The 26,848-nt window shown below is 66.2% G+C and carries 21 protein-coding genes and 1 pseudogene; 17 read left to right on the forward strand and 5 right to left on the reverse strand.

The window, feature by feature from the left end:
- Nucleotides 1-330 precede the first annotated feature (330 nt).
- The gene (gene mnmC, locus ACY8GK_RS00880) at nt 331-2,325 is read right to left on the reverse strand and encodes a bifunctional tRNA (5-methylaminomethyl-2-thiouridine)(34)-methyltransferase MnmC2/FAD-dependent 5-carboxymethylaminomethyl-2-thiouridine(34) oxidoreductase MnmC1 (protein WP_462402040.1); all 1,995 of its coding nucleotides are present in this window, start codon (nt 2,323-2,325) and stop codon (nt 331-333) included.
- A 151-nt stretch (nt 2,326-2,476) separates the two neighbouring features.
- Between mnmC and pap the strand changes: the two genes are divergently transcribed.
- From pap to ACY8GK_RS00905, 5 genes are all read left to right on the forward strand, one after another.
- Complete coding sequence (gene pap, locus ACY8GK_RS00885; protein ID WP_196180328.1) at nt 2,477-3,961, forward strand: polyphosphate:AMP phosphotransferase; 1,485 nt, start codon at nt 2,477-2,479, stop codon at nt 3,959-3,961.
- Nucleotides 3,962-4,168: 207 nt separating this feature from the next.
- Entirely contained in the window at nt 4,169-4,927 is a 759-nt protein-coding gene (locus ACY8GK_RS00890) for an FKBP-type peptidyl-prolyl cis-trans isomerase (RefSeq protein ID WP_196180330.1), read from the forward strand.
- Between the two features lie 295 nt (nt 4,928-5,222).
- The gene (locus ACY8GK_RS00895; protein WP_196180332.1) at nt 5,223-5,663 is read left to right on the forward strand and encodes a YkvA family protein; all 441 of its coding nucleotides are present in this window, start codon (nt 5,223-5,225) and stop codon (nt 5,661-5,663) included.
- 100 nt (nt 5,664-5,763) lie between these two features.
- Nucleotides 5,764-6,117 carry a helix-turn-helix domain-containing protein gene (locus tag ACY8GK_RS00900; protein ID WP_196180334.1) on the forward strand — a complete coding sequence of 118 codons (354 nt, stop codon included), beginning with the start codon at nt 5,764-5,766 and terminating at the stop codon, nt 6,115-6,117.
- Nucleotides 6,114-6,482, forward strand: a complete 369-nt coding sequence (locus ACY8GK_RS00905; RefSeq protein ID WP_462402041.1) for a hypothetical protein — start codon at nt 6,114-6,116, stop codon at nt 6,480-6,482. The genes ACY8GK_RS00900 and ACY8GK_RS00905 overlap by 4 nt, the downstream gene beginning before the upstream one ends.
- A 154-nt stretch (nt 6,483-6,636) precedes the next feature.
- Here the strand turns inward: ACY8GK_RS00905 and ACY8GK_RS00910 are convergent, their stop codons facing one another.
- Complete coding sequence (locus tag ACY8GK_RS00910; RefSeq protein ID WP_196180337.1) at nt 6,637-8,718, reverse strand: carboxy terminal-processing peptidase; 2,082 nt, start codon at nt 8,716-8,718, stop codon at nt 6,637-6,639.
- Nucleotides 8,719-8,860: 142 nt separating this feature from the next.
- On the opposite strand from ACY8GK_RS00910, the gene ACY8GK_RS00915 reads away from it, so the two are divergent.
- Entirely contained in the window at nt 8,861-9,823 is a 963-nt protein-coding gene (locus ACY8GK_RS00915; protein WP_462402042.1) for an NAD(P)H-quinone oxidoreductase, read from the forward strand.
- Nucleotides 9,824-9,889: 66 nt separating this feature from the next.
- Here ACY8GK_RS00915 and ACY8GK_RS00920 read toward each other — a convergent pair whose 3' ends face one another.
- A complete protein-coding gene (locus ACY8GK_RS00920) occupies nt 9,890-12,337 on the reverse strand; it encodes an acyl-CoA dehydrogenase (protein WP_462402043.1) in 2,448 nt (815 codons plus the stop codon).
- Nucleotides 12,338-12,507: 170 nt separating this feature from the next.
- On the opposite strand from ACY8GK_RS00920, the gene ACY8GK_RS00925 reads away from it, so the two are divergent.
- The 3 genes from ACY8GK_RS00925 to ACY8GK_RS00935 all read left to right on the forward strand — a co-directional run bounded on the left by ACY8GK_RS00925 (nt 12,508) and on the right by ACY8GK_RS00935 (nt 14,980).
- Nucleotides 12,508-13,131, forward strand: a complete 624-nt coding sequence (locus ACY8GK_RS00925) for a glutathione S-transferase family protein (protein ID WP_196180343.1) — start codon at nt 12,508-12,510, stop codon at nt 13,129-13,131.
- Nucleotides 13,132-13,271: 140 nt separating this feature from the next.
- Nucleotides 13,272-14,204 (forward strand): ABC transporter ATP-binding protein, encoded by a 933-nt coding sequence (locus tag ACY8GK_RS00930; protein WP_196180344.1) that lies wholly within the window; start codon nt 13,272-13,274, stop codon nt 14,202-14,204.
- Entirely contained in the window at nt 14,201-14,980 is a 780-nt protein-coding gene (locus tag ACY8GK_RS00935) for an ABC transporter permease (RefSeq protein ID WP_196180345.1), read from the forward strand. Before ACY8GK_RS00930 ends, ACY8GK_RS00935 begins: the two co-directional genes overlap by 4 nt.
- Before the next feature lie 12 nt (nt 14,981-14,992).
- Here the strand turns inward: ACY8GK_RS00935 and ACY8GK_RS00940 are convergent.
- Nucleotides 14,993-15,490: pseudogene (locus ACY8GK_RS00940) on the reverse strand (DUF2062 domain-containing protein); the annotation flags it as partial.
- Between the two features lie 142 nt (nt 15,491-15,632).
- On the opposite strand from ACY8GK_RS00940, the gene ACY8GK_RS00945 reads away from it, so the two are divergent.
- The 8 genes from ACY8GK_RS00945 to murB all read left to right on the forward strand — a co-directional run bounded on the left by ACY8GK_RS00945 (nt 15,633) and on the right by murB (nt 22,469).
- Nucleotides 15,633-17,858: a DNA internalization-related competence protein ComEC/Rec2 gene (locus tag ACY8GK_RS00945; protein WP_462402044.1), complete on the forward strand. Its 2,226-nt coding sequence runs from the start codon at nt 15,633-15,635 to the stop codon at nt 17,856-17,858.
- A gap of 71 nt (nt 17,859-17,929) precedes the next feature.
- Nucleotides 17,930-18,565 carry a MotA/TolQ/ExbB proton channel family protein gene (locus ACY8GK_RS00950; RefSeq protein ID WP_196180348.1) on the forward strand — a complete coding sequence of 212 codons (636 nt, stop codon included), beginning with the start codon at nt 17,930-17,932 and terminating at the stop codon, nt 18,563-18,565.
- Entirely contained in the window at nt 18,562-18,993 is a 432-nt protein-coding gene (locus ACY8GK_RS00955; protein WP_196180349.1) for an ExbD/TolR family protein, read from the forward strand. The genes ACY8GK_RS00950 and ACY8GK_RS00955 overlap by 4 nt, the downstream gene beginning before the upstream one ends.
- Nucleotides 18,993-20,000, forward strand: coding sequence for a tetraacyldisaccharide 4'-kinase (gene lpxK / locus ACY8GK_RS00960; RefSeq protein WP_196180350.1), 1,008 nt, complete (start codon nt 18,993-18,995; stop codon nt 19,998-20,000). The genes ACY8GK_RS00955 and lpxK overlap by 1 nt, the downstream gene beginning before the upstream one ends.
- Nucleotides 20,001-20,042: 42 nt before the next feature.
- Nucleotides 20,043-20,228 carry a Trm112 family protein gene (locus ACY8GK_RS00965; RefSeq protein ID WP_196180351.1) on the forward strand — a complete coding sequence of 62 codons (186 nt, stop codon included), beginning with the start codon at nt 20,043-20,045 and terminating at the stop codon, nt 20,226-20,228.
- Nucleotides 20,225-20,989 (forward strand): 3-deoxy-manno-octulosonate cytidylyltransferase, encoded by a 765-nt coding sequence (gene kdsB / locus ACY8GK_RS00970; RefSeq protein WP_196180353.1) that lies wholly within the window; start codon nt 20,225-20,227, stop codon nt 20,987-20,989. The genes ACY8GK_RS00965 and kdsB overlap by 4 nt, the downstream gene beginning before the upstream one ends.
- The gene (locus ACY8GK_RS00975) at nt 20,989-21,453 is read left to right on the forward strand and encodes a low molecular weight protein-tyrosine-phosphatase (RefSeq protein WP_196180355.1); all 465 of its coding nucleotides are present in this window, start codon (nt 20,989-20,991) and stop codon (nt 21,451-21,453) included. The genes kdsB and ACY8GK_RS00975 overlap by 1 nt, the downstream gene beginning before the upstream one ends.
- Nucleotides 21,450-22,469 carry a UDP-N-acetylmuramate dehydrogenase gene (gene murB, locus ACY8GK_RS00980; protein ID WP_196180356.1) on the forward strand — a complete coding sequence of 340 codons (1,020 nt, stop codon included), beginning with the start codon at nt 21,450-21,452 and terminating at the stop codon, nt 22,467-22,469. The genes ACY8GK_RS00975 and murB overlap by 4 nt, the downstream gene beginning before the upstream one ends.
- 268 nt (nt 22,470-22,737) lie before the next feature.
- Here murB and rne read toward each other — a convergent pair whose 3' ends face one another.
- Nucleotides 22,738-26,184: a ribonuclease E gene (gene rne / locus ACY8GK_RS00985; protein WP_462402045.1), complete on the reverse strand. Its 3,447-nt coding sequence runs from the start codon at nt 26,182-26,184 to the stop codon at nt 22,738-22,740.
- Nucleotides 26,185-26,848 lie beyond the last annotated feature (664 nt).

The raw sequence follows: 26,848 nt of genomic DNA on the forward strand, positions 1-26,848 counted from the left end.
TGAGCAAACGCCATCCACCGTTCGGCCGATCGAAAAAAGCGGCTGCAACACCGCTGGCCACGCTTTTCCGTTTCACCCCTGCAAGCACCGGGATTCGCCGCCACAGTGCGATTTATCCTGGATGGCGAAAGTTCCGTGGCAACCTGGAATTGCCTACGAAGCAAGTGTCTCGGAAATAATACATTACGACAATATTTTGTCGGGCGAGTAATGGCTTTTTTCTATCAGTTTGCGTCAAGGGCGAACGGCGTGACGATGTTCTTCAGACGGATGGCAGTACGCCATGGCGCTTGAAGAGCGCCTTGGCCGAAACGTCCGTCGAACCGATGCTCAGGCACTGCGCTTGCCGCGGATCAGTTCACGCAGCATGAAGCGGTTCGGATGGCAGGCCTGGGCAACGGCCCGTGGCAATGGCAAAGGCTCGCCAGTGACCCACGCGGTGATCAGTTCGCCACACAGCGGCGCGGTCACCAGGCCGCGCGAGCCATGGCCACTGTTCACATAAAGCCCGTCGAGCCACGGGCACGGCGTGTCCGGCACCTGCCGAGCATCCTTGGCCAGAGCACCGTACAGGCACTCGAAGGCCTCGGCATCGGCCAGCGGGCCGACGATCGGCAGATAGTCGGGGCTGGTGCAGCGGAACGCCGCACGGCCCTGCAGCTGGGCTGGATCGAGTCCCTGTACTTCAAGACGCGAGGCCAGGTCCGGCGAGATCGCCTCGAGCAGCGCCAGGTTGCCCAGATGCTCGGCGAGGGTGGGGGTCAGGTCGTGATTATGGAAGTCGAAGCTGGCGCCCAGGGTATGCTCGCCCTCGCGTCCCGGCGCGACATAGCCATCGGCGCAGAGCACCGTGCGCAGCGACTGGCTGGCCGGCGTGACGGGCAGGCGGGTGACTTGGCCGCGGATACGCTTGAGCGCGAGCCCTGCGCCTTGCTCGAAGCCGCGCACCTCGGCGGCGGTAGCCAGCACCACCAGTGGCGCGCTGGCCAGCAGGCGCTCGCCATCCCAGGCTTGCCAGAGGCCGTCTACCTTGCGCAGCGTCAGTACCTGCTGGTGAGTCAGCAGGCTGATGCGCGGGTGCTGCAGTTGCGCCTGGCACAGTGCCGGCGGGTGTACCCAACCCCCTTCGGGGTAGAACAGGCCTCCACTGGGCAGGGCCACGCCTGCGATGGCTTCGGCCTGTTGCCGATCCAGCGGCCTGAGCAGGGTCGTGTCGAAGGCTTGCGCCAGCTTGGCCTGGCGCGTGGCCTCCTTGTCATCGAAGGCCAGTTGCAAGACACCGCAGTCATCCCATTCCCGACCGCGCTGCAGTCGCTGCAGCCAGCGGCGGGTATGGCCGAATCCGGCGAGCACCAGTTGCGAGAGGGCCGTGCCATGGGCGGAGAGCTTCAGGTACAGCACCCCCTGCGGATTGCCCGAAGCCTCGCGGGCGGCTGCATCATGGCGCTCCAGCACCTGCACCTGCCAGCCACGCATGGCCAGGCTGCGCGCCGTGGCGCTACCAGCGAGCCCGGCGCCGATGACCAATGCCCGGGATGGCCCGCCGATCGCGGGTGGGCGCCGGTACCACGGTGGGCTCGGTAGGGGTGCCGCCTGCTGTGTCGAGTCGGGATCGAACTCGCCGCTCATGACTTCCCACTTCTTGCCGATGCCCGGCACCTTCTTCATCCGGAAGCCACTGGCGATCAGCCCACGCCGGACCCAGCCGGTGGTGGTGAAGGTGCCGAGCGTCGTGCCTCTGGCCGACAGGCGCGCCAGCTGGGCGAACAGCTCGGGTGTCCACATGTCCGGGTTGCGGGCCGGGGCGAAGCCATCGAGGAACCAGGCATCGATCCGCGCATCGAGTGCCGGCAGCTGCTCGAGCACGTCGCCCACCAGCAAGGTCAGGGTCACCCGGCCTTGCTCGAAATTGAACTGCTGAAAGCCAGGGTGGATGGCCACATACTGTTCGAGCAGGGCGCCGGTAAACGGCTGCAAGCCCGGCCACAACCGCTGGACGCGCTCGAGGTCGTGGCGCGCGAGCGGGAATTTCTCCACGCTGACGAAATGCAGGCGCGCCTCGGGGTGGGCGTGCTCGGCGAACAGCTGCCAGGCGCAATAGAAGTTCAGGCCCGTACCGAAACCGGTTTCGCCGATCACCAGGCAGCCGTGCGCGGGCAGCTCGGCGAAACGCTGGCGCAGACGGTTCTGCTCGAGGAACACATGGTGGGTTTCCTCGAGGCCCTGGTCGCGGGAAAAATAGATGTCGTCGTACTGCCGCGAGTAGGGGCGGCCCTGGTCATCCCAGTCGAGCTGGGCGTGCTGGGGAACGGTGGTGTCTGGCATGGTCGGCTCGGCAACAGCGGAGCTGTCATCTTAGTGACCTTGGACGGTTTAATCACGAACAAGGATCAAACGCCGGGCACCGCCGGCCGGTCCAACGCCCAGCGATCCGCACCCGGTCCACCCGCTTCGCCTTTCCATGAAGGAGCCAGATATGTTCGAATCCGCCGAAATCGGCCATCGCATCGACAAGGAAACCTTCGATGCCGAAGTCCCCGCGCTGCGCGAGGCGCTGCTCGAAGCTCAGTACGAGCTCAAGCAGCAGGCACGCTTCCCGCTGCTGATCCTGATCAACGGTGTCGAGGGCGCAGGCAAGGGCGAGACCGTCAAGCTGCTCAACGAGTGGATGGACCCGCGACTGATCGAGGTGCGCACCTTCGACCAGCAGACCGACGAGGAGCTGTCCCGGCCCGCGGCCTGGCGCTACTGGCGCGCGTTGCCAGCGAAGGGGCGCACCGGCGTGTTCTTCGGCAACTGGTACAGCCAGATGCTGCAAGGTCGCGTTCACGGTCAGTTCAAGGATGCCGTGCTCGACCAGGCCATCGCCGGTGCCGAACGCCTGGAGCAGATGCTCTGCGACGAAGGCGCGTTGATCATCAAGTTCTGGTTCCACCTGTCCAAGAAGCAGATGAAGGCCCGCCTGAAGGCGCTCAAGGACGACCCCTTGCACAGCTGGCGAATCAGCCCGCTGGACTGGCAGCAGTCGCACACCTACGACCGCTTCGTGCGCTTCGGCGAGCGGGTGCTGCGCCGCACCAGCCGCGACTACGCGCCCTGGCACATCATCGAAGGTGTCGACCCGTGCTATCGCAGCCTCGCGGTCGGGCGCATCATCCTCGAGACCTTGCAGACGGCCCTGGCCAACAGCCAGCGGGCCAGGCATCAACAAAACATCGCTCCGCTGGGCCGCAGCATCGACCAGCTGAGTCTGCTCGGCAGCCTGGACATGAGCTTGAGCCTGGACAAGCAGGCCTACCAGCAGCAACTGGTCGCCGAACAGGCCCGGCTGGCTGGCCTGCTGCGTCACAAGCGCATGCGCCGGCACGCCCTGGTGGCCGTGTTCGAAGGCAACGACGCCGCCGGCAAGGGCGGTGCCATCCGCCGGGTAGCAGCGGCGCTCGACCCGCGCCAGTACCGCATCGTGCCGATCGCCGCGCCAACCGAGGAAGAGCGCGCCCAGCCTTATCTGTGGCGGTTCTGGCGGCACATACCGGCCCGCGGCACCTTCACCATCTTCGACCGCTCCTGGTATGGGCGGGTGCTGGTGGAGCGGGTCGAGGGCTTCTGCGAACCGGCCGACTGGATGCGTGCCTACGGCGAAATCAACGATTTCGAGGAGCAGTTGCGCAACGCCGGGGTGGTACTGGTCAAGTTCTGGCTGTCGATCGACCAGCAGACCCAGCTGGAGCGATTCCAAGCCCGCGAGCAGGTGCCGTTCAAGCGCTTCAAGATCACCGAGGAAGACTGGCGCAACCGGGAAAAGTGGGACGCCTATGCTGAAGCGGTGGGTGACATGGTCGATCGGACCAGCACGGCGGTCGCGCCCTGGACCCTGGTCGAGGCCAACGACAAGCGCTGGGCCAGGGTGAAGGTCCTGCGCACCCTCAACGACGCACTGGAGGCTGCCTTCGCCAAATAGGAAACCGGGCGAGCCCCAAGCCACAAGCTGACCATGGCGCGAGTCCATCGACGCACGCCTGTTCTTGCTTGTGGCTTGCAGCTCACACGCACTGGTGAACTTCCCGACCCCAAGGTGCTCTGATGCCGGTAGCCATTGGTCATTGCCGCCTGTTAAGCTCGTGGCTTTACCCTCATTGCCCTTATGGCGCATGAACAAGGAACTAGCATGAAACAGCATCGTTTGGCGGCTGCGGTTGCCCTGGTTGGTTTGGTCCTCGCCGGTTGCGACAAGCAGGCCAGCGAAGTCGAGCTGAAGACGCCGGCACAGAAAGCCTCCTACGGTATCGGTCTGAACATGGGCAAGAGCCTGGCCCAGGAAGGCATGGACGATCTCGACTCGAAGGCCGTTGCGCTCGGCATCGAGGATGCGGTGACCAAGAAGGATCAGCGGATCAAGGACGAGGACCTGGTCGAGGCATTCAGCGCGCTGCAGAAGCGTGCCGAGGAGCGCCAGGCCAAGGCCAGCGAGGAAGCGGCCGCGGCGGGCAAGAAGTTCCTCGAGGAGAACGGCAAGAAACCTGGCGTGGTCACCACCGCCTCGGGCCTGCAGTATGAAGTGGTCAAGAAGGCCGATGGCCCGCAGCCCAAGCCGACCGACGTGGTCACCGTGCATTACGAGGGCAAGCTGATCGATGGCAAGGTCTTCGACAGCTCCGTCGAGCGTGGCAGCCCGATCGACCTGCCGGTCAGCGGCGTGATTCCAGGTTGGGTCGAAGGCTTGCAACTGATGCATGTCGGCGAGAAGTACAAGCTGTTCATCCCCGCTGAGCTGGCCTACGGCGCGCAGAGCCCGAGCCCGCTGATCCCGGCCAACTCGGTCCTGGTCTTCGACCTGGAACTGCTCGGGATCAAGGACCAGAACCAGGCGCCAGCCGATGCCCCGGCAGCGCCTGGCGACGCACCGGCGCAGTCGCCGGCCGAGTGATCCGCTAGCCTGCAGCACACTGAACGCCTCGTTTCGACGGGGCGTTCGTGTTTTTGCAGCGCGTCAGCGAGGTTCGAGTTCGAACCTGACCCATTGCCTGCTGTCGGAACAAGAACCCCGGCAGGTGCCTTGCATCGGCTGTCATGGGATGTCTGCACCGCTGAAACAGGTGTGTAAAAAACGCCCGATCCGAGTCAGGCCCTTGCGCCGTGGGTTCAAAACGGCGGAAATGTTCCCCTGTTCACAAGGTTATCCACAGTTATTGTGGATAACCCGCACCGTTACCGGAGGTTCAATGAGCGCCCCCTGGAATTTCACCCGTTTCCTGCCGCTGGCCGAGCGCCTGCTCAGTCGTGGCCGCTTGCCGGCACTGCTGTTCGCCGTAGCGCGCAAGGGTCCTCGGCTCGGCCGCCTGCGCGAGGATGTCAAGCTGCTGCAGTCGCTCTGCCTGGCCTGGTGGCGTGGGGAATACCGCGCGATCAGTGGCAAGTCGATGGTCACCATCGTCGCTGGGCTGCTGTATTTCGTCAGCCCGCTGGACGCGATCCCGGACTGGCTGCTAGGCGTCGGTTTCCTGGATGACATCGCCGTGCTCGGCTGGGTCCTCAATACCGTCTCCGCCGAACTGGCCCGGTTCAAGGCCTGGCGCGACAGTCAGGCACCGGAACGGCTGCGTGTGGTCGAGCGGCTGCCTGACACGCCAGAGGCACTGCAACTGGAACGCGGCGAGCACTGATCGACCATTCGCTGCACAGGCCATGCGCTCGCTTGCTAATATGATGGCATCCGATCATGCCGATAGGTTGCATGAAGTCATCCGGCGCAGGGGGTTATTCATGGGTGTACAGATCATCAACCGGGACGGTCAACCGGAGTACGCGGTTGTGCCATGGGAGCAGTACCAGCGACTGCTGGAAGCGGCCGGGCAGCCTTCGCAGGCCGCGCCTCGGGCATCTGAACAAGTGCTGGCAGCCCAGTCGGTGCCGGCACCGGCGCCTTTGCCAGGGCTCGATCAGCTGGCTGCGCTGCGCCAGGCGAAGGGGCTGGCTGCAGAGCAGCTGGCGCGCAGTGTCGGCATCAGCCCGGCCTACCTGGCGATGATCGAGTCGGGCGAACGTCAGCCGGACGCCGCGATTCGCCGCAGCCTGGCCTGGGAGCTGGGGGTGCCAGGCTGGAGTGAGCCGGCGTGAGCCAGCTCAGGATCAGTCGCCAGCACTGGCAGAGCCTGCTGGGCGAACTCGATCTGGCCCGTCGGCAACGTCACCTGCTGACCTACCGCGCCCTGCTCGAGCGCCTGCAGCTGCCCAGCCCGGCGATGCAGACCTTGACCGCCGCTCTGGAGTACCTGGCGATGCTGGACGCCAGGGCCGATCAGCCGTTGCGCAGCTCGCTGGTGATCAGCCAGGGCGCGAGCCGTCTGCCCCGTACCGGTTTTTTCGAATGCGTGGAGCGGCTCGGGCGTTTCTCGGGGCCTGCCGATGGCCTCGAGGCGGCTTCCTGGCATGCATCGGAAGTGGTGCGCGTCTTCGAATACCGCTACTCCGACGAGAGCTGAGCGCAGCCGAGCATTGGGTCGCGGGTGCCCGGCGCGATGAACGCTGGTCGCTGAAATCGAAGGGGGCTGGCCGCCTGCGCGCCCAGCCCCCTTCGATTGCCGTGGTCGCGACGGTGGATCGCCAGGCGACCCAACGTCAATGACAAGGGTTGCCTCAGTGCTTGGCCACCGCAGCGCTCAAGCCGAGGTAGTCGAGCAGGATACGCCCGGTCTCGGCCAGGTAGGCGTCGTCCTCGGGCTTGGTGTCGTCCTGCTCGGTCGGCAGGGCGTCTTCGTCCTCTTTCTTCAGTTCCTTGAGCGGTTCCTCGCCCTTGGCCTTGCGCCGCGTGTTCTCCAGCGCCAGCTGCTTGCTGTCGATCTCGTCGTGACGGGCGCGCCGCTTCTGCTCGTTGAGACTGACGGTCTTCTCGTTCATCAGCTGCTGGGTCAGGGCCAGGCGATCACGGATATAGGCGAACTCCGGGTCTTTGGCGCTGCGTGCCTCATGCCGCGCCTTGAGTTCGGCGAGCAGTGGCTTGAACGGATCGGCCGCCGGGCGCACCACCGGGCGGATGGTGTCCCATGGCATGGCTTCGGGAAGGGCGCTCTCGCCGATTTCCTTGGTATCGATGATCGACGGATAGGCGATGTCCGGCAGGACCCCCTGGTGCTGGGTGCTCTGCCCGGACACCCGGTAGAACTTGGCCAGGGTCAGCTTCAGTTCGCCGTGGTTGAGCGGCTGGATGGTCTGCACGGTGCCTTTGCCGAAGGTCTGGCCACCAATGATCAAGGCGCGATGGTAGTCCTGCATGGCACCGGCGAAGATCTCCGACGCCGAGGCGGACAGGCGGTTGACCAGCAAGGCCAGCGGCCCCTTGTAGAACGCGCCTTTGTTCTCGTCCTCGAGCACATCGACGCGACCATCGCTGTTGCGCACCAGCACGGTCGGCCCCTTGTCGATGAACAGGCTGGTCAGCTCGGTGGCTTCCTGCAGCGAACCGCCGCCGTTGTTGCGCAGGTCGATGACCACGCCGTCGACCTTTTCCTTCTGCAACTCGGTCAGCAGCTTCTTCACGTCGCGCGTGGTGCTCTTATATTCCGGGTCGCCGGCGCGGTAGGCCTTGAAGTCGAGGTAGAAGGCCGGGATTTCGATGATGCCAAGCTTGTAGTCGCGACCGTCCTGCTTGATGTTGAGCACCGACTTCTTCGCGGCCTGCTCCTCGAGCTTGACCGCTTCGCGAGTGATCGCCACCACTTTGCTGGTCTGGTCGTTCGGCGCGTTGCTCGCCGGAATGATCTCCAGGCGCACCACCGAGCCCTTGGGTCCGCGAATCAGCTTGACCACTTCGTCCAGGCGCCAGCCGACCACGTCGACCATCTCCTTGTCGCCCTGGGCCACCCCGATGATCTTGTCGGCAGGCGCCACCTGCTTGGTCTTGGCGGCTGGGCCAGCAGGCACCAGGCGCACGATCTTGACCTGGTCATTGTCGCTCTGCAGCACCGCGCCGATCCCCTCCAGGGACAAGCTCATGTTGATGTCGAAGTTTTCGGCATTGTCCGGCGACAGGTAGTTGGTGTGCGGGTCGTAGGACTGCGCGAAGGTATTGATGTAGGCCTGGAAGATGTCCTCGGCGCGGGTCTGGTCGAGCCGCGCGAGCTGGTTCTTGTAGCGCTTGGTGAGGGTTTCCTGAATCTGCGTCAGGTCCTTGCCAGCGATCTTCTGGCGCAGCACCTCGTCCTTGACACGCTTGCGCCACAAGTCGTCGAGCTCGGCCTGGCTCTTGAGCCAGGGGGCATCCTTGCGATCGACCAGCAAGGTCTCGTCGACGGTGAAGTCGATCTTGTCGACACCCTTGGCCAGCTCGGCCAGGGCGAAGTCCAGGCGCGACTTGACTCGGTCCAGGTAGCGCTTGTAGATGGTGAAGCCAGGTTGCAGGTTGCCGCTCTTGAGAAAGTCGTCGAACTGGGTCTTCCACTTGTCGAATTCGGCGATGTCGCCTGCGGTGAAGTACATGCGCGCCGGGTCGAGCAGCTTGATGTAGCTTTCATAGATGATGACCGAACGGGCATCGTCCAGCGGTGGCTTGCTGTAGTGGTGGCGCTTGAGCAGCTCCACGACATTGAGGCTGGCGACGATTTCGTCACGGTCCGGCTGCAGACTGTCCCACTTGTTGGCGGCCTGGGCGTTGCCCGGGAGCGACAGACTGCCGAGGCCGAGCATCAGGGTGAGGGCAGTGCCGTGCAGGAAATGCTTCATGCTGATTCGACTTAAGGGCAATTGATCACGCATAGTAGGCCGTCTTTTCCGTTGGCCGGTTCCGTGGAGCCGGGCGCATACTGCAAAAAAAGCCTGGGACAAGCGGTCCCAGGCTCATTCATCAGCCAACTATGGAGGCACTGTGAAGGCATTGCAAGGCGTTGACGGACATATGACCTGGGTCAAGACACAGGCCTTGTCCTGTGATACGGGCCAGGTCCGCATTCGTGTGGCGGCGGCCGGCCTCAATCGTGCCGACCTGCTGCAGAGCGCTGGTTCCTACCCGCCGCCACCGGGCGCCAGCCAGTTCCTCGGGCTCGAATGCGCCGGGGTCATCACCGAGGTGGGTGCCGGTGCCGACTGGCGCGTGGGCGACCGCGTCTGCGCGCTGCTCGCCGGTGGCGGCATGGCCGAGGAGGTGGTGGTGGATGCCCGGCACGTGTTGCCGGTCCCGCAGGGGCTGAGCCTGCACGAAGCGGCGGCGATTCCCGAGGTATATGCCACCGCCTGGCTGAACCTGTTCAAGCTTGGCGGCCTGCAGGCCGGCGAGAAGGTACTGGTGCATGCCGGGGCCAGCGGGGTCGGCTCGGCCGCCATCCAGCTGTGCAAGGCGTTGGGCAATCCCATCTGGGTCAGCGTGGGCTCGACCGAGCGCTTGCGCTATTGCCAGGAGCTGGGTGCAAGCGGCGGGGTGATCCGTGGCGAGGACCTCGAGTCGCTGCAAGCGCATGGCCCGTTCGACGTCATCCTCGACCCGGTGGGCGCCAGCTACGTCAGCCTCAACCTGCGCCTGCTCGCCTGTGATGGACGCTGGGTGATGATCGGTCTCATGGGCGGGCGCAAGAGCGAGATCGACCTGGCCCAGGTCCTGGCCAAGCGCCTGCAACTGACCGGCTCCACGTTGCGCAATCGTGACGACGAGTTCAAGGCCGAGCTGTTGCGCGAACTGGGCCAGCAGGTCTGGCCGTTGTTCGGCGAAGGCAGGCTCAAGCCCCAGCTGGCGCGTGCCTATCGCGCCGAGCAGGCCCAGGCGGCCTATGACGAACTGGCCAGCAACAAGGTCAACGGCAAGCTGGTGCTGGTGGTCGACCCCAGTCTGGGCTGAGCCGGTACTCCACCCAGCGACACCAAGGGGCCATCGCCACGGCCCCTTGGCCTGCCGGCTCGGCGCTCAGCGCACCTTGCCGGCGGTCGGCAGCAGCGCCTCCTTGTCGAACGCATCCACATCGATCACCTTGCGTCGAGCCGCTTCGGCCGCCTGCACCTGCTGCGCCTGCGCGTTGTCGAGTATCCCGGCGCGGACCGCGGCATCGACCACGGTCTGGCCTGGGGCCGGGCGGACTTCTCCAGCCTTGAGTGCCTGATGCAACGACGTGTGCAGCGGGGCCGCCTCGTCGAGCAGGTCGCAGGCTCGCTGCAGGTCAGCGACCGGGTCGCCTTCGGCGGTTGGCCGGTAGCATCCGGCCAGCAGCTCTTCGAGCGCCGGATCGCCCTTGCCTCGACCGATCAGCCCGGCGACCTCGGCGTCCAGTTCGTCGCTCGGCCCGGTGTGTCGGCGACCGAAGGGGAACACCAGCACGCGTAGGGCGCAACCGACGAAACGGTTGGGGAAGTTGTCGAGCAGGCGTGCCAGGGCGTTCTCGGCCTGGCCCAGGCTTTCCTCGAGCGCCCAGCGCACTAGCGGCTGCATGTGCTCCGGGGCGCCAAGGTCGTGGTAACGCTTGAGCGCCGCCGAGGACAGGTAGAGGTAACTCAGCACATCGCCCAGGCGCGCGCTGAGACGCTCGCGCCGCTTGAGCGTGCCGCCGAGCAGCATCATCGACAGGTCGGCGAGCAGGGCGAAGGCCGCTGCCTGGCGGTTCAGCGCACGGAAGTAGCCCTGGCTCAGGGCATCGCCCGGCGCCTTCTCGAAATGTCCCAGGCCCAGGCCAAGCACCAGCGTGCTGGCGGCGTTGCGCAGGGCGAACAGGATATGGCTACCGAGCAGGTCGTCGAACTCCGCGAGCGCCTGGCGCGGGTCGGTACGCCCGGCCGCGGCCATCTCGCGCAGCACGAACGGATGGCAACGGATCGCGCCCTGGCCGAAGATCATCAGGTTGCGCGAAAGGATGTTGGCGCCCTCGACGGTGATGAAGATCGGTGCGCCTTGCCAGTTGCGCGCCAGGTAGTTGTTCGGCCCCATGATGATGCCCTTGCCACCGTGCACGTCCATCGCATGCTGGATGCACTCGCGACCGCGCTCGGTCAGGTGGTACTTGAGGATGGCCGAGAGCACCGAGGGCTTTTCGCCTAGGTCTACCGCCTGCGCGGTGAGCAGTCGCGCGCTGTCCATCAGCCAGGCGTTGCCGCCGATGCGCGCCAGCGACTCCTGGATGCCCTCGAAGGCGGCCAGAGGCACGTTGAACTGTTCGCGGACCCGCGCATACTGCCCAGTCACCAGACTGGTGTACTTGGCCGCGCCGGTACCTACCGCCGGCAGGGAAATCGAACGCCCCACCGATAGGCAGTTCATCAGCATCATCCAGCCTTTGCCGAGCATCGCCTGACCGCCGATCAGGCAGTCCAGCGGGACGAAGACATCCTTGCCGCTGTTGGGGCCGTTCATGAACGCCGCGCCCAGCGGCAAGTGCCGTCGACCGATTTCCACGCCCGGCGTGTCGGTGGGAATCAGTGCCAGGCTGATGCCCAGGTCTTCCTGGTCGCCGAGCAGGTGGTCCGGGTCATAGGCCTTGAAGGCCAGGCCAAGCAGCGTGGCGACCGGGCCAAGGGTGATATAGCGTTTTTCCCAGGTCAGGCGCAGGCCGATGACTTCCTCGCCGTGCCACTGGCCCTTGCAGATGATCCCAGTATCGGTCATGGCGCCCGCATCGGAACCTGCCATCGGGCCGGTCAAGGCGAAACAGGGGATTTCTTCGCCACGGGCCAGGCGCGGCAGGTAGTGGTCACGCTGCTGGTCGGTGCCGTAGTGCAACAGCAGCTCGGCCGGCCCGAGCGAATTGGGAACCATGACCGTCGACGCCAGGTCGCCACTGCGCGTGGCCAGCTTCATCGCCACCTGCGAATGGGCATGCGCGGAAAAACCCTTGCCGCCGTACTGCTTGGGAATGATCAGGGCGAAGAAACCATGCTGCTTGATATGTGCCCAGGCTTCTGCCGGCAGGTCCATGTCCTGGCCGATCTGCCAGTCGCTGACCATGGTGCAGAGTGCTTCGGTGGGGCCGTCGAGGAAGGCTTGCTCTTCCTCGCTGAGCCTGGGGGTCGGGTAGTGCAGCAAGGTGTTCCAGTCGGGACGCCCGCTGAACAGCTGGCCATCCCACCACACGGTACCGGCGTCGATCGCTTCGCGCTCGGTCTGCGACATGGGCGGCAAGGTCCGGCGGAACCACTTGAAGACCGGGGCGACCAGCAGCCGACGGCGCAGGTCGGTCGACAGCACCAGCACCGCGATCGCCGCCAGTACCAGCCAGAGCACGGCCTGCAACCAGCCCGGCGCGTCGCCGAACAGGCCCATCAGCAATACATAGGTCGCCAGGATCGCCAGGATCGGCAACGGCGCCAGTCGCCGGTGCGTCAGGTAGGCCGCGCCTATCACCAAAACCACCAACCACAACAGCAACATAGTCCATCCTCCGTGAATATCGGCCTGGAGCCATTCCTCAGAACACGGCCTGCTTCTGTCGAACGGCTGGTCTGAACAGTGACACGGCGGCCCCGTCGGAGTTCGTCGACGATTGCCAGTGGATGTGTCTGGAGTAGACTGACCGTTCATCCATCGACAAGGACATGGCCATGCTGAAGATCTGGGGTCGCAAGAATTCGAGCAATGTGCGCAAGGCCCTATGGGCGGCCCACGAGCTCGGGCTGGATTTCGAGTCGGTGGAGGCCGGCGGCAGCTTCGGCGTGGTCGACGAGCCGGATTACCGAAAGCGCAATCCCAACGGGCTGGTGCCGCTGCTCGAGGACGGCGACCTGGTGCTATGGGAATCCAACGCCATCGTGCGCTACCTGTGCGCCGAATATGGCCGCGAGCGCGGCTGGTACCTCGACGATCCACGCGCGCGCGCGGAGGCGGACAAGTGGATGGACTGGACCACCTCGTCCCTGGCCGCGCCGTTTCGCCCGCTGTTCTGGGGCCTGCTGCGCACGCCGGCCGAGCAACAAGACTGGGTGGCGATCAACGCGGCGCACAAGACCTGCGCGCAGTTGCTGTCGATCGCCGACCAGGCGCTGGCCGAACGTCCGTACCTGTCGGGCGAGTCGATCGGCATGGGCGATATCCCGCTGGGCTGCTTCGCCTATGCCTGGTTCGAGATGCCCATCGAGCGGCCGCAGATGCATCATCTGCATGCCTGGTACGAGCGCCTGCGAGCCCGACCGGCCTACCAGGCGGCGGTGATGACGGCATTGACCTGAACACCTCGGGCTCGCTGATAGTCACTATCGACAGGCATGACTGTACTTGCGCGGCCAAGACTTGCACCATGGCCGCCTTTCCATTGCGCCAGCCATCGCGTCGGCGTGTTCCGAACCTCTTCCACGGTACCTGACCTGTTATGAGTTCCGCCCTGTCCATCCGACAGCTGACCAAGACCTACGGCAACGGTTTCCAGGCCCTCAAGGGCATCGACCTGGACGTCGCCGAAGGGGACTTCTTCGCCTTGCTGGGCCCCAATGGCGCCGGCAAGTCGACTACCATCGGCATTCTTTCGACCCTGGTGAACAAGACCAGCGGTACCGTGAATGTCTTCGGCCATGACCTGGACCGCCAGCCGTCCGCGCTCAAGCGATGCATCGGCGTGGTACCCCAGGAGTTCAACTTCAACCAGTTCGAGAAGACCTTCGACATCGTCGTCACCCAGGCTGGCTACTATGGCATCCCGCCCCGGCAAGCCAAGGAGCGCGCCGAGCAGTATCTGACCCAGCTGGGCCTGTGGGACAAGCGCGATGTGCCGTCGCGCTCGCTGTCCGGTGGCATGAAGCGGCGCCTGATGATCGCCCGCGCATTGATTCACGAGCCGCGCCTGGTGATCCTCGACGAACCGACCGCGGGCGTGGACATCGAGCTGCGCCGCTCGATGTGGACCTTCCTCACCGAGCTGAACCAGAAGGGCACCACGATCATCCTGACCACTCACTACCTGGAAGAGGCCGAGCAGTTGTGCCGCCACATCGGCATCATCGACCACGGCACCATCGTCGAGAACACCAGCATGCGCAAGCTGCTGGGCAAGCTGCACGTCGAGACCTTCGTGCTCGACCTCAGGCAGGAACTGGCCGCGGCCCCGCTGCTGCAGGGCTATCCGTGCCGGCTGATCACCCCGCATACCCTGGAAGTGCAAGTGGACAAGGACATCGGCATCACCGCGCTGTTCGGCCAGCTGGCCCTGCAGCAGATCGAAGTGCAGAGCCTGCGCAACAAGACCAATCGACTCGAGGAGCTGTTCGTGTCCCTGGTGGAAAAGAACCTGGCGAAGGTGGCCGTATGAGCATGGAGCTACGCACCAACTGGGTCGCCCTCAACACCATCGTCTATCGCGAGATCCGCCGCTTTTTGCGCATCTGGCCGCAAACCCTGCTGCCGCCGGCGATCACCATGGTCCTGTACTTCGTCATCTTCGGCAACCTGATCGGCCGGCAGATCGGCGACATGGGTGGCTTCAGCTACATGGAGTACATCGTGCCGGGGCTGATCATGATGTCAGTGATCACCAACTCCTACGGCAACGTGGTCTCGAGCTTCTTCGGCAGCAAGTTCCAGCGCTCGATCGAGGAGCTGATGGTCTCGCCGGTCTCGCCCCACACCATCCTGGTCGGCTATGTCCTCGGCGGCGTGCTGCGTGGCCTGGCGGTCGGCGTGATCGTCACCTTGCTGTCGCTGTTCTTCACCCACCTGCAGGTGCATCACCTGGGCGTGACCGTGGTGGTCGTGCTGCTGACCGCGACGATCTTCTCGCTGCTGGGTTTCGTCAACGCGGTCTTCGCGCGCAACTTCGATGACATCTCGATCATCCCGACCTTCGTCCTGACGCCATTGACCTACCTGGGCGGGGTGTTCTATTCGATCAACCTGCTGCCGCCGTTCTGGCAGGCCGTATCGCTGGCCAATCCGGTGCTGCACATGGTCAACTCGTTCCGCTACGGGATCCTAGGGGTTTCCGACATCAGTATCGGCACGGCGATCACCTTCATGCTGGTCGCCACCGCGGTGCTCTACCTGGTGTGCGTGCGCCTGCTGGTCAGCGGACGCGGCATGCGCAGCTGAGCCCCTGGACTTGCGCCGGCGCCATTGCCGGCCGACCCACCAGCGCCAGTACAGCATGGTCAGGCAATAGCCCAGGATGCCCAGGACCACGCCGCATACCACCGAGCCGAGCAGGAATGGCTGCCACAAGGTCGACAGCTGCCCGGTGATCCAGTCCAGGGTCAGTTCCTCGGGCAGCGTGCGCGGCGGTACCTGCATCAGCCAGGCGCCGGTCATGTAGGTGACGAAGAACACCGGCGGCATGGTCAGCGGGTTGGTCAGCCAGACCAGGCTGATGGCGATCGGCAGGTTGGCCCGTACCGGGATCGCCAGGCTGGCCGCCAGCAGCATCTGCATCGGCATGGGGATCAGCGCGGCGAACAGCCCCACGCCCATGGCCCTGGCCACCGAGTGGCGGTTGAGGTGCCAGAGGTTCGGGTCATGCAGCAGCTTGCCGAGAAATCGCAACGACTTGTGTTCGCGAATGCTGTTCGGATCCGGCATGTAGCGTTTGAAGATTCGGCGCGGCATGGGGGCTCTCGCGACTGTTGAGTAGCCAGTATGCCCCGATTGCGTGATGCAACTTCGACAGAGATTGTGACAATTGTTGAGCGAGGCGGGCAGCTGGATCGGCTATGCCTGAACGGGCATTCTGCTTCTGGAGTTGCTCGTCATGCGCACAGGGATGGTGGCGCTCGCCCTCGGGCTGTTGAGTCTGCGTTTCCTGCCGGCCCTGCCGTCGCCCGGCTGGCTTTTGCCGTTGCTGGCCGTCGGCCTGGGCTGCCTGTTCACCCGCGCCTGGCCGCTGGGCTGGCTGCTGCTCGGCTTCGCCTGGGCGTGTGGGTACGCCCATAACGCTCTGGACGACCGCCTGGCCTGCGCGCTGGACGATCGTACGCTCTGGCTCGAAGGTACCGTGGTCGGCTTGCCGGCCCGCGAGGGCCAACGCCTGCGCTTTGAGCTGGAGGCTGCGCAGTCGCGGCGCGCCGAACTGCCGCGACGACTGCAACTGAGCTGGTTCGACGGGCCAGCGGTCGGCAGTGGCGAGCGTTGGCGCCTGGCCGTCAGCCTCAGGCGACCGCATGGCCTGCTCAATCCCCATGGTCCCGATCGCGAGGCCATGCTGCTGGCGCGTGGTATCGGTGGCAGCGGTTCGGTCAAGGCCGGCATGCGCCTGACCTCTGCCCGGCAGGCCTGGCGCGACGCTATCCGCCAGCGTCTGCTGGCCGTGGACGGGCAGGGCGGGGAAGCCGCGCTGGTGGCCTTGGTGCTGGGCGACGGCAGTGCCCTGCCGCGCGGCGACTGGCAGACCTTGCAGGCGACCGGGACGGTACACCTGCTGGTGATTTCCGGCCAGCACATCGGGCTGCTGGCCGGGCTGGTCTATGCGCTGGTCGCCGGGGCCGCGCGGCTCGGCTGGTGGCCGACGCGCCTGCCGTGGCTACCCTGGGCCTGTGCCCTGGCCATGCTCGCGGCAGTCGGCTATGGCTTGCTGGCCGGTTTCCAGGTGCCGGTGCAGCGCGCTTGCCTGATGCTTGCCGTGGTGCTGCTCTGGCGCTTGCGCTTTCGTCACCTGAGCGCCAGCCTGCCGCTGCTACTGGCGCTGGTCGGGGTGCTGCTGGTCAACCCGCTGGCCAGCCTGTTGCCAGGGTTCTGGCTGTCATTCGCTGCCGTGGCCATCCTGCTCTACAGCTTCAGTGGGCGTCTGGGCCGCTGGCGCCCTTGGCAAGCCTGGACCCGTGCCCAGTGGGCGATCGCCATCGGTCTGTTGCCGGCGCTGCTGGCGCTGGGCCTGCCGGTCAGTCTGAGCGCGCCACTGGCCAACCTGCTGGCGGTGCCATGGATCAGCCTGGCCGTGTTGCCGCTGGCCTTGCTCGGCACGTCGACCCTGGGCGTACCGTTGCTGGGCGAGACGTTGCTATGGCTCGCGGGCGGGCTGCTCGAGGGTCTGTTCCGGTTGCTCGAACAGGTTGCCCTATGGCAGCCCGCCTGGACCCCGACGGCCCTGCCAGCCTGGGCCTGGTGGCTGGTCTGCCTGGGCGCGGCGCTGGTGCTGCTGCCGCGTGGGATGCCGTTGCGCCTGCCAGGAGCGGTCCTGTTGCTGGCGCTGTGGATACCGCCAGCGCCAGTTCCACGGGGGCAGGCCGAGGTCTGGCAGCTCGATGTCGGCCAGGGCCTGGCGATTCTCCTGCGCACCCGAGAACACAGCCTGCTGTTCGACGCAGGCCCTGCCGTGGGCGAGCTCGACCTGGGCGACAGCGTGGTGGTACCCACCTTGCGCAGGCTAGGCGTGCGCCAGCTCGACCTGATGCTGGTCAGCCACGCCCATGCCGATCATGCCGGCGGCGCGGCGGCGGTCGCTCGCGCACTGCGCCCGGCTCGGATCCTCGCGGGCGAGGCCAGCCTGCTGCCTGCCGAGCTTGCCGGGGAGCCCTGCCGCAACGGTGAACGCTGGGACTGGGACGATGTGCAGTTCTCGCTCTGGCACTGGCCGGACGGGCCGCACAGCAACCAGCGTTCCTGCGTGCTGCTGGTCGAAGCCAGCGGTGAGCGGCTGCTGCTGACCGGCGACATCGAGGCCGCCGCCGAACGGCGCTGGCTGGCGCAGCCGACAGCGCCACGGGTCGACTGGCTGCAGTCGCCCCATCATGGCAGTCGCACCTCGTCCACCGAGGCGTTCCTGCGCGCCACCGCACCACGCGGCGTGCTCATTTCGCGGGGACGCTACAACAGCTTCGGCCATCCGCATGCCGAGGTACTGGCCCGCTATCGTCGGCATGGGCTGGATGTGCATGATTCGGCCCTGCATGGCGCGGTGCGCCTGCGCCTGGGTAGCCACGGCGAGGCGCTCCGGCTGCGCGACCAGTCGCGTTTCTGGCGCGCTCCGGCACTGGACTGACGACTTCCGGCAGCTGAGCAGCCGCTGGCGCATGTGGTAGAGTGGCGGACTTTTCCGAGGGGTGATCTATCGTGTGGGAGTTGGTCAAGTCCGGCGGCTGGATGATGCTGCCGATCATTCTGAGTTCCATCGCCGCCATGGCGATCGTCGCCGAGCGCCTGTGGACGCTGCGCGCCAGCCGCGTGACGCCACCCCATCTGCTGGGCCAGGTGTGGATGTGGATCAAGGACGACCAGCTGACCAGCGACAAGCTCAGGGCCTTGCGCGCCGACTCGCCGCTGGGCGAGATCCTGGCGGCCGGCCTGGCCAACTCCAGGCATGGCCGCGAGATCATGAAGGAATGCATCGAGGAAGCGGCTTCGCGGGTCATCCATGACCTGGAGCGCTACATCAGCACCCTTGGCACCATTGCCGCGATGGCGCCGCTGCTGGGCCTGCTGGGCACCGTGCTGGGCATGATCGACATCTTCGGCGCCTTCATCGGTTCGCAGATGACCGCCAATGCCGCGGTGCTCGCCGGGGGGATCTCCAAGGCCCTGGTGACCACGGCGGCCGGCCTGATGGTCGGCATCCCGGCGGTGTTCTTCCACCGCTTCCTGCTGCGCCGCATCGACGAGCTGGTGGTCGGCATGGAGCAGGAGGCCATCAAGCTGGTCGAGGTGGTGCAAGGCGACCGCGAGGTCGAGGTGGCCGGAGGCGCGGCGTGAAGTTCCGGCGCAACCGCATCCGGGAGAACGTGGACATCAACCTGGCGTCGCTGATCGACGTGGTCTTCGTGCTGCTGCTGTTCTTCGTGGTCACCACCACCTTCACTCGCGAGACCCAGCTACGCGTCGAGCTGCCCGAGGCCAGCAGCGCCGAGCCGGCGAGCGAGACCGGCAAGCAGGTGGAGATCACCATCAGCGCCGATGGCGTGTATTCGGTGAACAACCGCCTGCTGCCTGCCGGTGACCTGGCCACGCTGACCGAAGCCCTGGAGCAGGCCAGCGGCGGCGACAACCAGTTGCCGCTGTCGATCAGCGCCGACGGCAAGACCCCGCACCAGGCCGTGGTCACCGCGATGGATGCCGCCGGCAAGCTGGGCTTTGGCAAGTTGCGCATGACGACCGTCGAGGCCGTCCAGGAGAAGCGCTGATGGCCCTGGCCGACCGACTGCTCGCCGCCTGGTACGCCGGACATCCCGCGCTGGCGCTGTTGCGCCCGCTGGAAGCCTTGTATCGACGGGTGGTCACGCGCAAGCGGGCGCGCTTTCTCCAGGACCCGCACGCCAGCTATCGGGCCCCGGTGCCCATCGTCGTGGTGGGCAACATCACGGTCGGCGGCACCGGCAAGACCCCGTTGATCCTCTGGCTGATCGAGCACTGTCGCAGCCGCGGGCTGCGGGTCGGCGTGGTCAGTCGTGGCTATGGCGCCCGCCCGGCCCGGCTGCCCTGGCGGGTCGAGGCCGGGCAGGGCGCCGGGCAGGCGGGCGACGAGCCCTTGCTGATCGTCCAGCGCAGCGGCGTGCCGCTGGTGATCGACCCGGATCGCGCGCGCGCGGTACAGGCGCTGCTGGCCGACGAGCCGCTGGACCTGATCCTCAGCGACGATGGCCTGCAACACTATCGTCTGGCCCGGGATCTGGAACTGGTGCTGATCGATGCCGCACGCGGCCTGGGCAACCGTCGCTGCCTGCCGGCCGGCCCCCTGCGCGAGCCGGTGGCACGCTTGGCCGAGGTCGATGCGGTGTTGTTCAACGGCGCCGCCAGCGATCGGGACGACGGCTTCGCCTTTCACTTGCGGCCGACCGCGCTGGTCAACCTGCGCAGCGGCGAGCGCCGCGGCCTCGATCATTTCCCGGCTGGCCAGGCGCTGCATGCCGTGGCCGGCATCGGCAACCCGCAACGTTTCTTCGCCACCCTGCAAGGGCTAGACTGGCAACCGATACCGCACCCGTTCGCCGATCATGCGCAGTTCAGTGCCGAACGCCTGGCCTTCAGTCCGCCGTTGCCGCTGGTGATGACCGAGAAGGACGCGGTCAAGTGCCAGCCGTTCGCCGCTGACGACTGGTGGTACCTGGCCGTCGACGCGCTGCCTTCGCGTGCCTTCGTCGACTGGTTCGACCAGCAGTTGGCGCGCCTGCTGCCTGGGCACCGCTCCTGAACCTTGTTTAATTCTCCGGCCGTTGGCCTCTAGGAAGCTTTCATGGATACCAAACTGCTCGACATCCTGGCCTGCCCGATCACCAAGAGCCCGCTCAAGCTCAGCGCCGACAAGACCGAGCTGATCAGCAAGGCCGCCGGCCTGGCCTACCCGATCCGCGACGGCATCCCGGTGATGCTCGAAAGCGAGGCGCGTACCTTGACCGATGACGAGCGCCTGGACAAATGAGCCTGGACTTCACCGTGGTGATTCCAGCCCGGCTGCGTTCGACGCGTCTGCCCGGCAAGCCCTTGCTGGAAATCGCCGGCAAGCCCATGGTTCGGCATGTCTGGGAGCAGGCGCGCAAAAGCTCCGCGGGCCGGGTGCTGATCGCCACCGACGATGCCAGCATCGTCGAGGCCTGCCAGGCCTTCGGCGCCGAAGTGCTGCTGACGCGTGCCGACCACGAGTCCGGCACCGACCGGCTGGCCGAAGTGGCAGCCCATCTGCAGCTGCCCGCCGATGCCATCGTGGTCAACGTGCAGGGCGACGAACCGCTGATCCCGCCGCGGATCATCGATCAGGTGGCGGTCAACCTGGCGGCACATCCGCAGGCCGCGATCGCCACGCTGGCCGAAGCGATCGAACAGCCCGAGACCGTGTTCAACCCCAATGCGGTGAAGGTCGTCTGCGACAAGCAGGGCATGGCCCTGACCTTCAGCCGCGCCCCGCTGCCCTGGGCACGTGACGCCTTCGCCAAGGCGCGCGAGCAGTTGCCTGCCGGCGTGCCCTACCGTCGCCATATCGGCTTGTATGCCTACCGCGTGGGCTTTCTGCGAGACTTCGTGGCCTGGGGGCCGTGCTGGCTGGAGCAGACCGAGGCGCTGGAGCAGCTGCGGGCCTTGTGGCATGGCGTGCGGATCCACGTCGCCGACGCCGTCGAGGCGCCCCCGGTGGGTGTCGACACCGCCGAAGACCTCGAACGCGTTCGCCGCTTGCTGGAGGCCTGATGCGTATTCTGTTCGTCTGCCTGGGCAACATCTGTCGCTCACCCACCGCCGAGGGCATCCTGCGCCACCAGTTGCATCAAGCCGGGCTGGCCGACCGGGTCCAGGTGGCTTCCGCGGGCACTGGCCATTGGCATGTCGGCCAGCCGCCGGACAGCCGAACCTGCCGCGCGGCCTTGGCGCGTGGCTACGACCTGTCGCGCCAGCGCGCGCAACAGGTCGATAGCACGCATTTTTCCAGGTACGACCTGATCCTGGCCATGGACCAGCACAATCTCGAGCACCTGCAGGCGATGCGCCCGGCCTCCGCCACGGCGGAGCTGGATCTGTTCCTGCGTCGCTACGCCGGTGAGCGGGACGAAGTGCCCGACCCGTATCATGGCGGCGCCGCCGGCTTCGAGCAGGTGCTGGACCTGATCGAGGCCGGCTGCCAGGGCCTGCTGGCGGAAATCCGGAGGCGTGCATGAGCCTGGTCCTGCACGAGCAGGTGTCGCTCAAGCCCTACAACACCTTCGGTATCGACGTGCGCGCTGCCTGCCTGGTGCACGCCCGTACCGACGACGAGGTTCGCCAGGCGCTGGTGGAGGCGCAGCGGCGGCACTTGCCGGTCGTGGTCCTCGGCGCAGGCAGCAACGTGCTGCTTACTCAGGACCTCCAGGCCCTGGTGCTGCACATGGCGGCCACCGGTCGTCGCGTGCTGAGCGACGATGGCGTTCAGGTCATCGTCGAAGCCGAAGCCGGAGAGCCCTGGCATGCCTTCGTGCAATGGAGCCTGGCGCACGGTTTCAGTGGCCTGGAGAACCTCAGTCTGATCCCCGGTACCGTCGGTGCCGCGCCGATGCAGAACGTCGGCGCCTATGGCGTGGAGATCAAGGACGTGTTCGCCGGGCTGACCGCGCTGGATCGCCAGAGCGGCGAGCTGCGCGAGTTTTCCATGCAGGAGTGCGCGTTCGGCTACCGTGACAGCCTGTTCAAGCGTCAGCCGGGACGCTGGGTGATCCTGCGCGTGCGGTTCGCCTTGAGTCGGGTGTTGCGTGCGCACCTGGACTATGGCCCGGTACGCCAGCGATTGCTCGAGCAGGGCATCGAACAGCCCACCGCCCTGGCTATAAGCGACGCCATTTGCGCCATCCGTCGTGAAAAGCTGCCCGACCCGGTCGAGCTGGGCAATGCCGGCAGCTTCTTCAAGAACCCGGTGGTGCCGGCTGCCGTGGCGCAACGGATCCGCCAGGAACATCCGGACCTGGTGGCTTACCCGCAGGCCGGCGAGCAGGTGAAGCTGGCCGCTGGCTGGCTGATCGAGCGCGCAGGCTGGAAAGGGCACCGGGAGGGAGATGCCGGCGTGCACCGTCTACAGTCGCTGGTGCTGGTCAACCATGGTCAGGCCAGCGGCGTCCAGCTGCACGCGCTGGCCCGTGCGATCCAGGCGGACATCGCCGAGCGCTTCGGGGTCGAACTGGAGATGGAACCGAACGTCTATTGAGCCGGGCGTGGTTTTTTTGCAGCGGGCCCGGTGCCGCGATAGGCCGTGCAGCGGATCAGGATCTGGCAGGTTTGAAAGGCCGTTGCTCACGCGCCAGCAGGGTAGAGCGGTGCTGGCTTGATGAATCCTGGTGCCGCTGCGCGGCCCATCGCGGCACGGCGGCCGCTACGCGCGGGGTGTACCAGTGAGCTGAGAGCCGCGGCGGCCGCTCCCAAACGAAAAAGCCCCGCCAGTTCACACTGGCGGGGCTTTTTCGTTCAACCGACGATCAAGCGTGTGGCTTGTGCGCCTCGGTCGATTCCACGGCTGGCTCCGAGCTTTCGGTCACTACCGGTGCTTCGGCCGACTCCTGCTCAGCTGCTGCAGGCTGGGCTGGCACGGCCTTGTCGGCGGCGGCTTGGGCGGCTGCGGCGGCAGCTTGGGCGGCGGCCTCGGCTTCACGCTTGCGTCGACGCACTTCGCGCGGGTCGTTCGGCGCACGGCCGTTGGGGAGCATTACCGTGGCGGCTGGAGCCGATGCCGGTGCTTCGGCGGCAGGCTCGGCCTCGGCGGCCGCAGGCTTGGCTGGTTCGTCCTGAACGGACGATTCGGCCATGGCTGGCTCGACCTGTGGGGCCTTCTCGGCCTCGCCGGCTTCCACCGGAGCGGCTTCGACGGCCAGCGCCTGCGGCTCGACGACGTGCACCTGGGTCTGCTCCTGAGCGGCCGCCTGGTCAGCCGCGACGCTGGCTGGTGCCTCGACGATGGCGGTTTCGACAGCGGCCTTGGCCTGTTCCACCGCGGCAGGTTGCGGAGCCACCTCGATCACCGGCTCGGCGTCTGGCTCGGCAGTGGCGGGCACTTCGTCGACAGGTTGCTCGACTGCCGGCGCGGCGGCGATTTCGTCAGCCTGGGTCACTGCCGGCGCGCTCGCCACGGCTGGCCCGGGGGCGGTCTCGCTGCCCTGGGCCGCGCTCGTTTCGCTGCTGGCACGCTCGGCCTGCTGATGGGCCTGGGCTTCAGCCTCGCTGCTGATGTTGCTGGTAGCCACGGCGGCGGTCACGGCAAGGCCCGCGGCCAGGTCGGCGCTCGCCTGCGAAGGCGTGTGCTGGCGCGGCTGCGCCTCGCCACCTTCCTCGCTGCCTTCTTCGTCATTGCCTTCGATCAGCTCGCCATTGGCATTGCGCTGGCGCTCGCGACGATTGCTCCGACGACGCTGGCCGCGAGAACGACGGCGCGGACGTTCTTCATCATTGCCTTCGTGCTGCTCTTCCTGTGCCTGCACGTCGCCGGTCAACTGCTCCTCGGACGGATCGGCAGCCTCATCGGCCGGACGCAGCTGGCGTTCTTCGCGAGGCGGGCGGGGTTGGCGCTCTTCACGCGTCGGGCGTTCTTCCTGGGCTGCGCGCTCTTCGCGTGGGGCACGCTCTTCACGGGCAACGCGTTCCTCGCGTGGAGCACGTTCCTCACGTGGGGTGCGTTCCTCGCGCTCGGCGCGTTCCTCGCGTGGCGCGCGCTCTTCACGGGCAGCGCGCTCTTCGCGTGGGGCACGCTCCTCGCGTAGGGTGCGTTCTTCGCGCTCGGTGCGTTCCTCGCGTGGGGCACGCTCTTCACGGGCGGCACGTTCCTCGCGGGGAGCGCGTTCTTCACGGGCGGCACGTTCTTCACGAGCCGGACGCTCCTCGCGCGGCTGGCGCTCCTCGCGCACGGCAGGCGTGGCGTCCAGCGGCTCGCGCAACTCGCGTACCGGGCGCTCTTCGCGATTCGAGCGACGGTCCTCGCGTGGCTGGCGCTGGCTGCGCTCTTCACGTGGGGCGCGCTCTTCACGCGGCTGGCGCTCTTCGCGTTGGGCCCGTTCGCTGCGCTCCTCGCGCGGCTTGCGTTCCTCGTCACGGCGACCGTTGCGGTTGCGGGTCTGCTGGCGGCCGTTGCGGCGCTCCTCGTTGCGCTGCGGGCGTTCCGCAGCCGGCTTCTCGGCCTTGGCGACCGGCGCCGGGGCAGGCTCTTCCTTGCCGGCGAACAGGCTTACCAGGGACTTCACCAGACCCTTGAACAGGCTCGGTTCCGGTGCGCTCTGGGGCTTGGCGACCGGTGCCGCAGCCACTGGCTCTGCTTGCGCAGCGCTCGGCGCCGGTGCGTTGGCGCGGGCCGGCGCGGTCTTGACCGCGGCTTCCTGGCGAACCAGGGTACGCGTGGCGGCGGTCTGCGGGACTTCCTCGACTTCGGTGGCGGCGATCTCGTAGCTGGACTGGCCACTGAGCACGTCGGGGTTGTCGTCGCGCAGACGCTGAACCTCGAAGTGCGGAGTCTCCAGGTGATCGTTCGGCAGGATGATGATGCGCGCGCGGGTGCGCAGTTCGATCTTGGTGATCGAGTTGCGTTTTTCGTTGAGCAGGAACGCGGCGACCGGGATCGGGACCTGGGCACGCACTTCGGCAGTGCGGTCCTTGAGGGCTTCTTCCTCGATCAGGCGCAGGATGGCCAGCGACAGCGACTCGACGTCGCGGATGATGCCGGTGCCGCTGCAGCGTGGGCAGACGATGCCGCTGCTCTCGCCGAGGGACGGGCGCAGGCGCTGGCGGGACATTTCCAGCAGGCCGAAACGCGAGATGCGGCCGACCTGGACGCGGGCACGGTCCGCCTCGAGGCATTCACGCACGCGCTCTTCCACGGCACGCTGGTTCTTCGCCGGGGTCATGTCGATGAAGTCGATGACGATCAGGCCGCCGATGTCGCGCAGGCGCAACTGGCGGGCGATTTCCTCGGCCGCTTCCAGGTTGGTCTGCAGGGCGGTTTCCTCGATGTCGCTGCCCTTGGTGGCGCGCGCCGAGTTGATGTCGATAGAAACCAGGGCCTCGGTCGGATCGATCACGATCGAGCCGCCGGACGGCAGGTCGACGACGCGCTGGAAGGCGGTCTCGATCTGGCTTTCGATCTGGAAACGGTTGAACAGCGGGACGCTGTCTTCGTAGAGCTTGACCTTGCTGGCGTACTGCGGCATGACCTGGCGGATGAAGGTCAGGGCTTCTTCCTGGGCGTCGATGCTGTCGATCAGCACTTCGCCGATGTCCTGGCGCAGGTAGTCGCGGATGGCGCGGATGATGACGTTGCTTTCCTGGTAGATCAGGAAGGGCGCGGCGCGGTCCAGGGACGCTTCCTTGATCGCGGTCCACAGCTGCAGCAGGTAGTCCAGGTCCCACTGCATCTCTTCACTGCTGCGGCCAAGGCCGGCGGTGCGGACGATCAGGCCCATGTCGGGGGGGACGGTGAGACCGTTGAGGGCTTCGCGCAGCTCGTTGCGCTCTTCGCCTTCGATGCGGCGGGAGATACCGCCGGCGCGGGGATTGTTGGGCATCAGCACCAGGTAGCGGCCGGCCAGGCTGATGAAGGTGGTCAGGGCGGCGCCCTTGTTGCCGCGTTCTTCCTTCTCGACCTGGACGATGACTTCCTGGCCTTCGCTCAGCACTTCCTTGATGTTGACCCGGCCTTCGGGGGTCTTCTTGAAGTATTCGCGGGAAATTTCCTTGAGTGGCAGGAAGCCGTGGCGTTCGGAGCCGAAGTCGACGAAGGCGGCTTCGAGGCTGGGTTCGATACGGGTGATCTTGCCTTTGTAGATGTTGGCCTTCTTCTGCTCGCGCGCGCCGGACTCGATGTCCAGGTCGTAGAGGCGCTGGCCATCCACCAGGGCGACACGCAACTCTTCGGGTTGAGTCGCGTTTATCAGCATTCTTTTCATGTAGTACCGTCGGTTTCCGGGCTGCCGGAAACGGCGTGCGGCACACACGACTTCTCATGGTCGGTGCCAGGGTGCGCAAAGGGCGGCTGGCCACCCCCTTGTCGAACCACGCACGGTACGGACCGGTTGCCCGGTGCTGCCGACGTCGCGACGACGCGTCCTGTTTGCTGCGGTGCCAAGTGCACTCAGTCAGGAGGAGGAATCAGCCCTGGGCCGCGGATACCCTGGGGTATCTGCTCAAGACCGGGTCCGCGAGCCGGGCCGTGTGATCGGCCGGCCGCCGGACACCGTGCTACACGGTCCGGGGCTGTGCATCTCCACCCTGCACGTATCCCTGATAATTCGGGTGCTGCCGCGCGCTGAATCCGCAACGGGTTGCATTTTTCGCCAGCCTCGGTTCGAGCGCTGGCGGATTCGTTTTCAAGGCAGGTATTTCCGAAGCATTCGCCGTGCGCTGCGTGGAAACGACTGGCTGGCAGAGTGCAGCGAAAAAGAACAGGAAGGAGGTGAAACACCGCACTTGTCGTTTTTTTTCGGTCTGTTCTACTCGGCGCTGGTGGCGATTCCAGGCAATTCGTTAAACTGGCGAAAACCCCGTCGGACGGCCTTGCGTCCTCGAGAATTGCGTTGGTCAGGGGGCGCGCGATGCACCGTGCAGCGCCGC

Source organism: Pseudomonas sp. Marseille-QA0332 (assembly GCF_054950175.1).

Bases quoted from the DNA above. Each gene is read 5' to 3' on its own strand.
- lpxK (WP_196180350.1), top strand. From the start codon at position 18,993: ATGGCCCTGGCCGACCGACTGCTCGCCGCCTGGTACGCCGGACATCCC.
- ACY8GK_RS00890 (WP_196180330.1), top strand. From the start codon at position 4,169: ATGAAACAGCATCGTTTGGCGGCTGCGGTTGCCCTGGTTGGTTTGGTC.
- mnmC (WP_462402040.1), bottom strand. From the start codon at position 2,325: ATGCCAGACACCACCGTTCCCCAGCACGCCCAGCTCGACTGGGATGAC.
- ACY8GK_RS00910 (WP_196180337.1), bottom strand. From the start codon at position 8,718: ATGAAGCATTTCCTGCACGGCACTGCCCTCACCCTGATGCTCGGCCTC.
- ACY8GK_RS00930 (WP_196180344.1), top strand. From the start codon at position 13,272: ATGAGTTCCGCCCTGTCCATCCGACAGCTGACCAAGACCTACGGCAAC.
- rne (WP_462402045.1), bottom strand. From the start codon at position 26,184: ATGAAAAGAATGCTGATAAACGCGACTCAACCCGAAGAGTTGCGTGTC.
- ACY8GK_RS00975 (WP_196180355.1), top strand. From the start codon at position 20,989: ATGCGTATTCTGTTCGTCTGCCTGGGCAACATCTGTCGCTCACCCACC.
- ACY8GK_RS00925 (WP_196180343.1), top strand. From the start codon at position 12,508: ATGCTGAAGATCTGGGGTCGCAAGAATTCGAGCAATGTGCGCAAGGCC.
- ACY8GK_RS00935 (WP_196180345.1), top strand. From the start codon at position 14,201: ATGAGCATGGAGCTACGCACCAACTGGGTCGCCCTCAACACCATCGTC.
- ACY8GK_RS00965 (WP_196180351.1), top strand. From the start codon at position 20,043: ATGGATACCAAACTGCTCGACATCCTGGCCTGCCCGATCACCAAGAGC.
- ACY8GK_RS00945 (WP_462402044.1), top strand. From the start codon at position 15,633: ATGCGCACAGGGATGGTGGCGCTCGCCCTCGGGCTGTTGAGTCTGCGT.
- ACY8GK_RS00920 (WP_462402043.1), bottom strand. From the start codon at position 12,337: ATGTTGCTGTTGTGGTTGGTGGTTTTGGTGATAGGCGCGGCCTACCTG.
- kdsB (WP_196180353.1), top strand. From the start codon at position 20,225: ATGAGCCTGGACTTCACCGTGGTGATTCCAGCCCGGCTGCGTTCGACG.
- ACY8GK_RS00895 (WP_196180332.1), top strand. From the start codon at position 5,223: ATGAGCGCCCCCTGGAATTTCACCCGTTTCCTGCCGCTGGCCGAGCGC.
- pap (WP_196180328.1), top strand. From the start codon at position 2,477: ATGTTCGAATCCGCCGAAATCGGCCATCGCATCGACAAGGAAACCTTC.
- ACY8GK_RS00900 (WP_196180334.1), top strand. From the start codon at position 5,764: ATGGGTGTACAGATCATCAACCGGGACGGTCAACCGGAGTACGCGGTT.
- murB (WP_196180356.1), top strand. From the start codon at position 21,450: ATGAGCCTGGTCCTGCACGAGCAGGTGTCGCTCAAGCCCTACAACACC.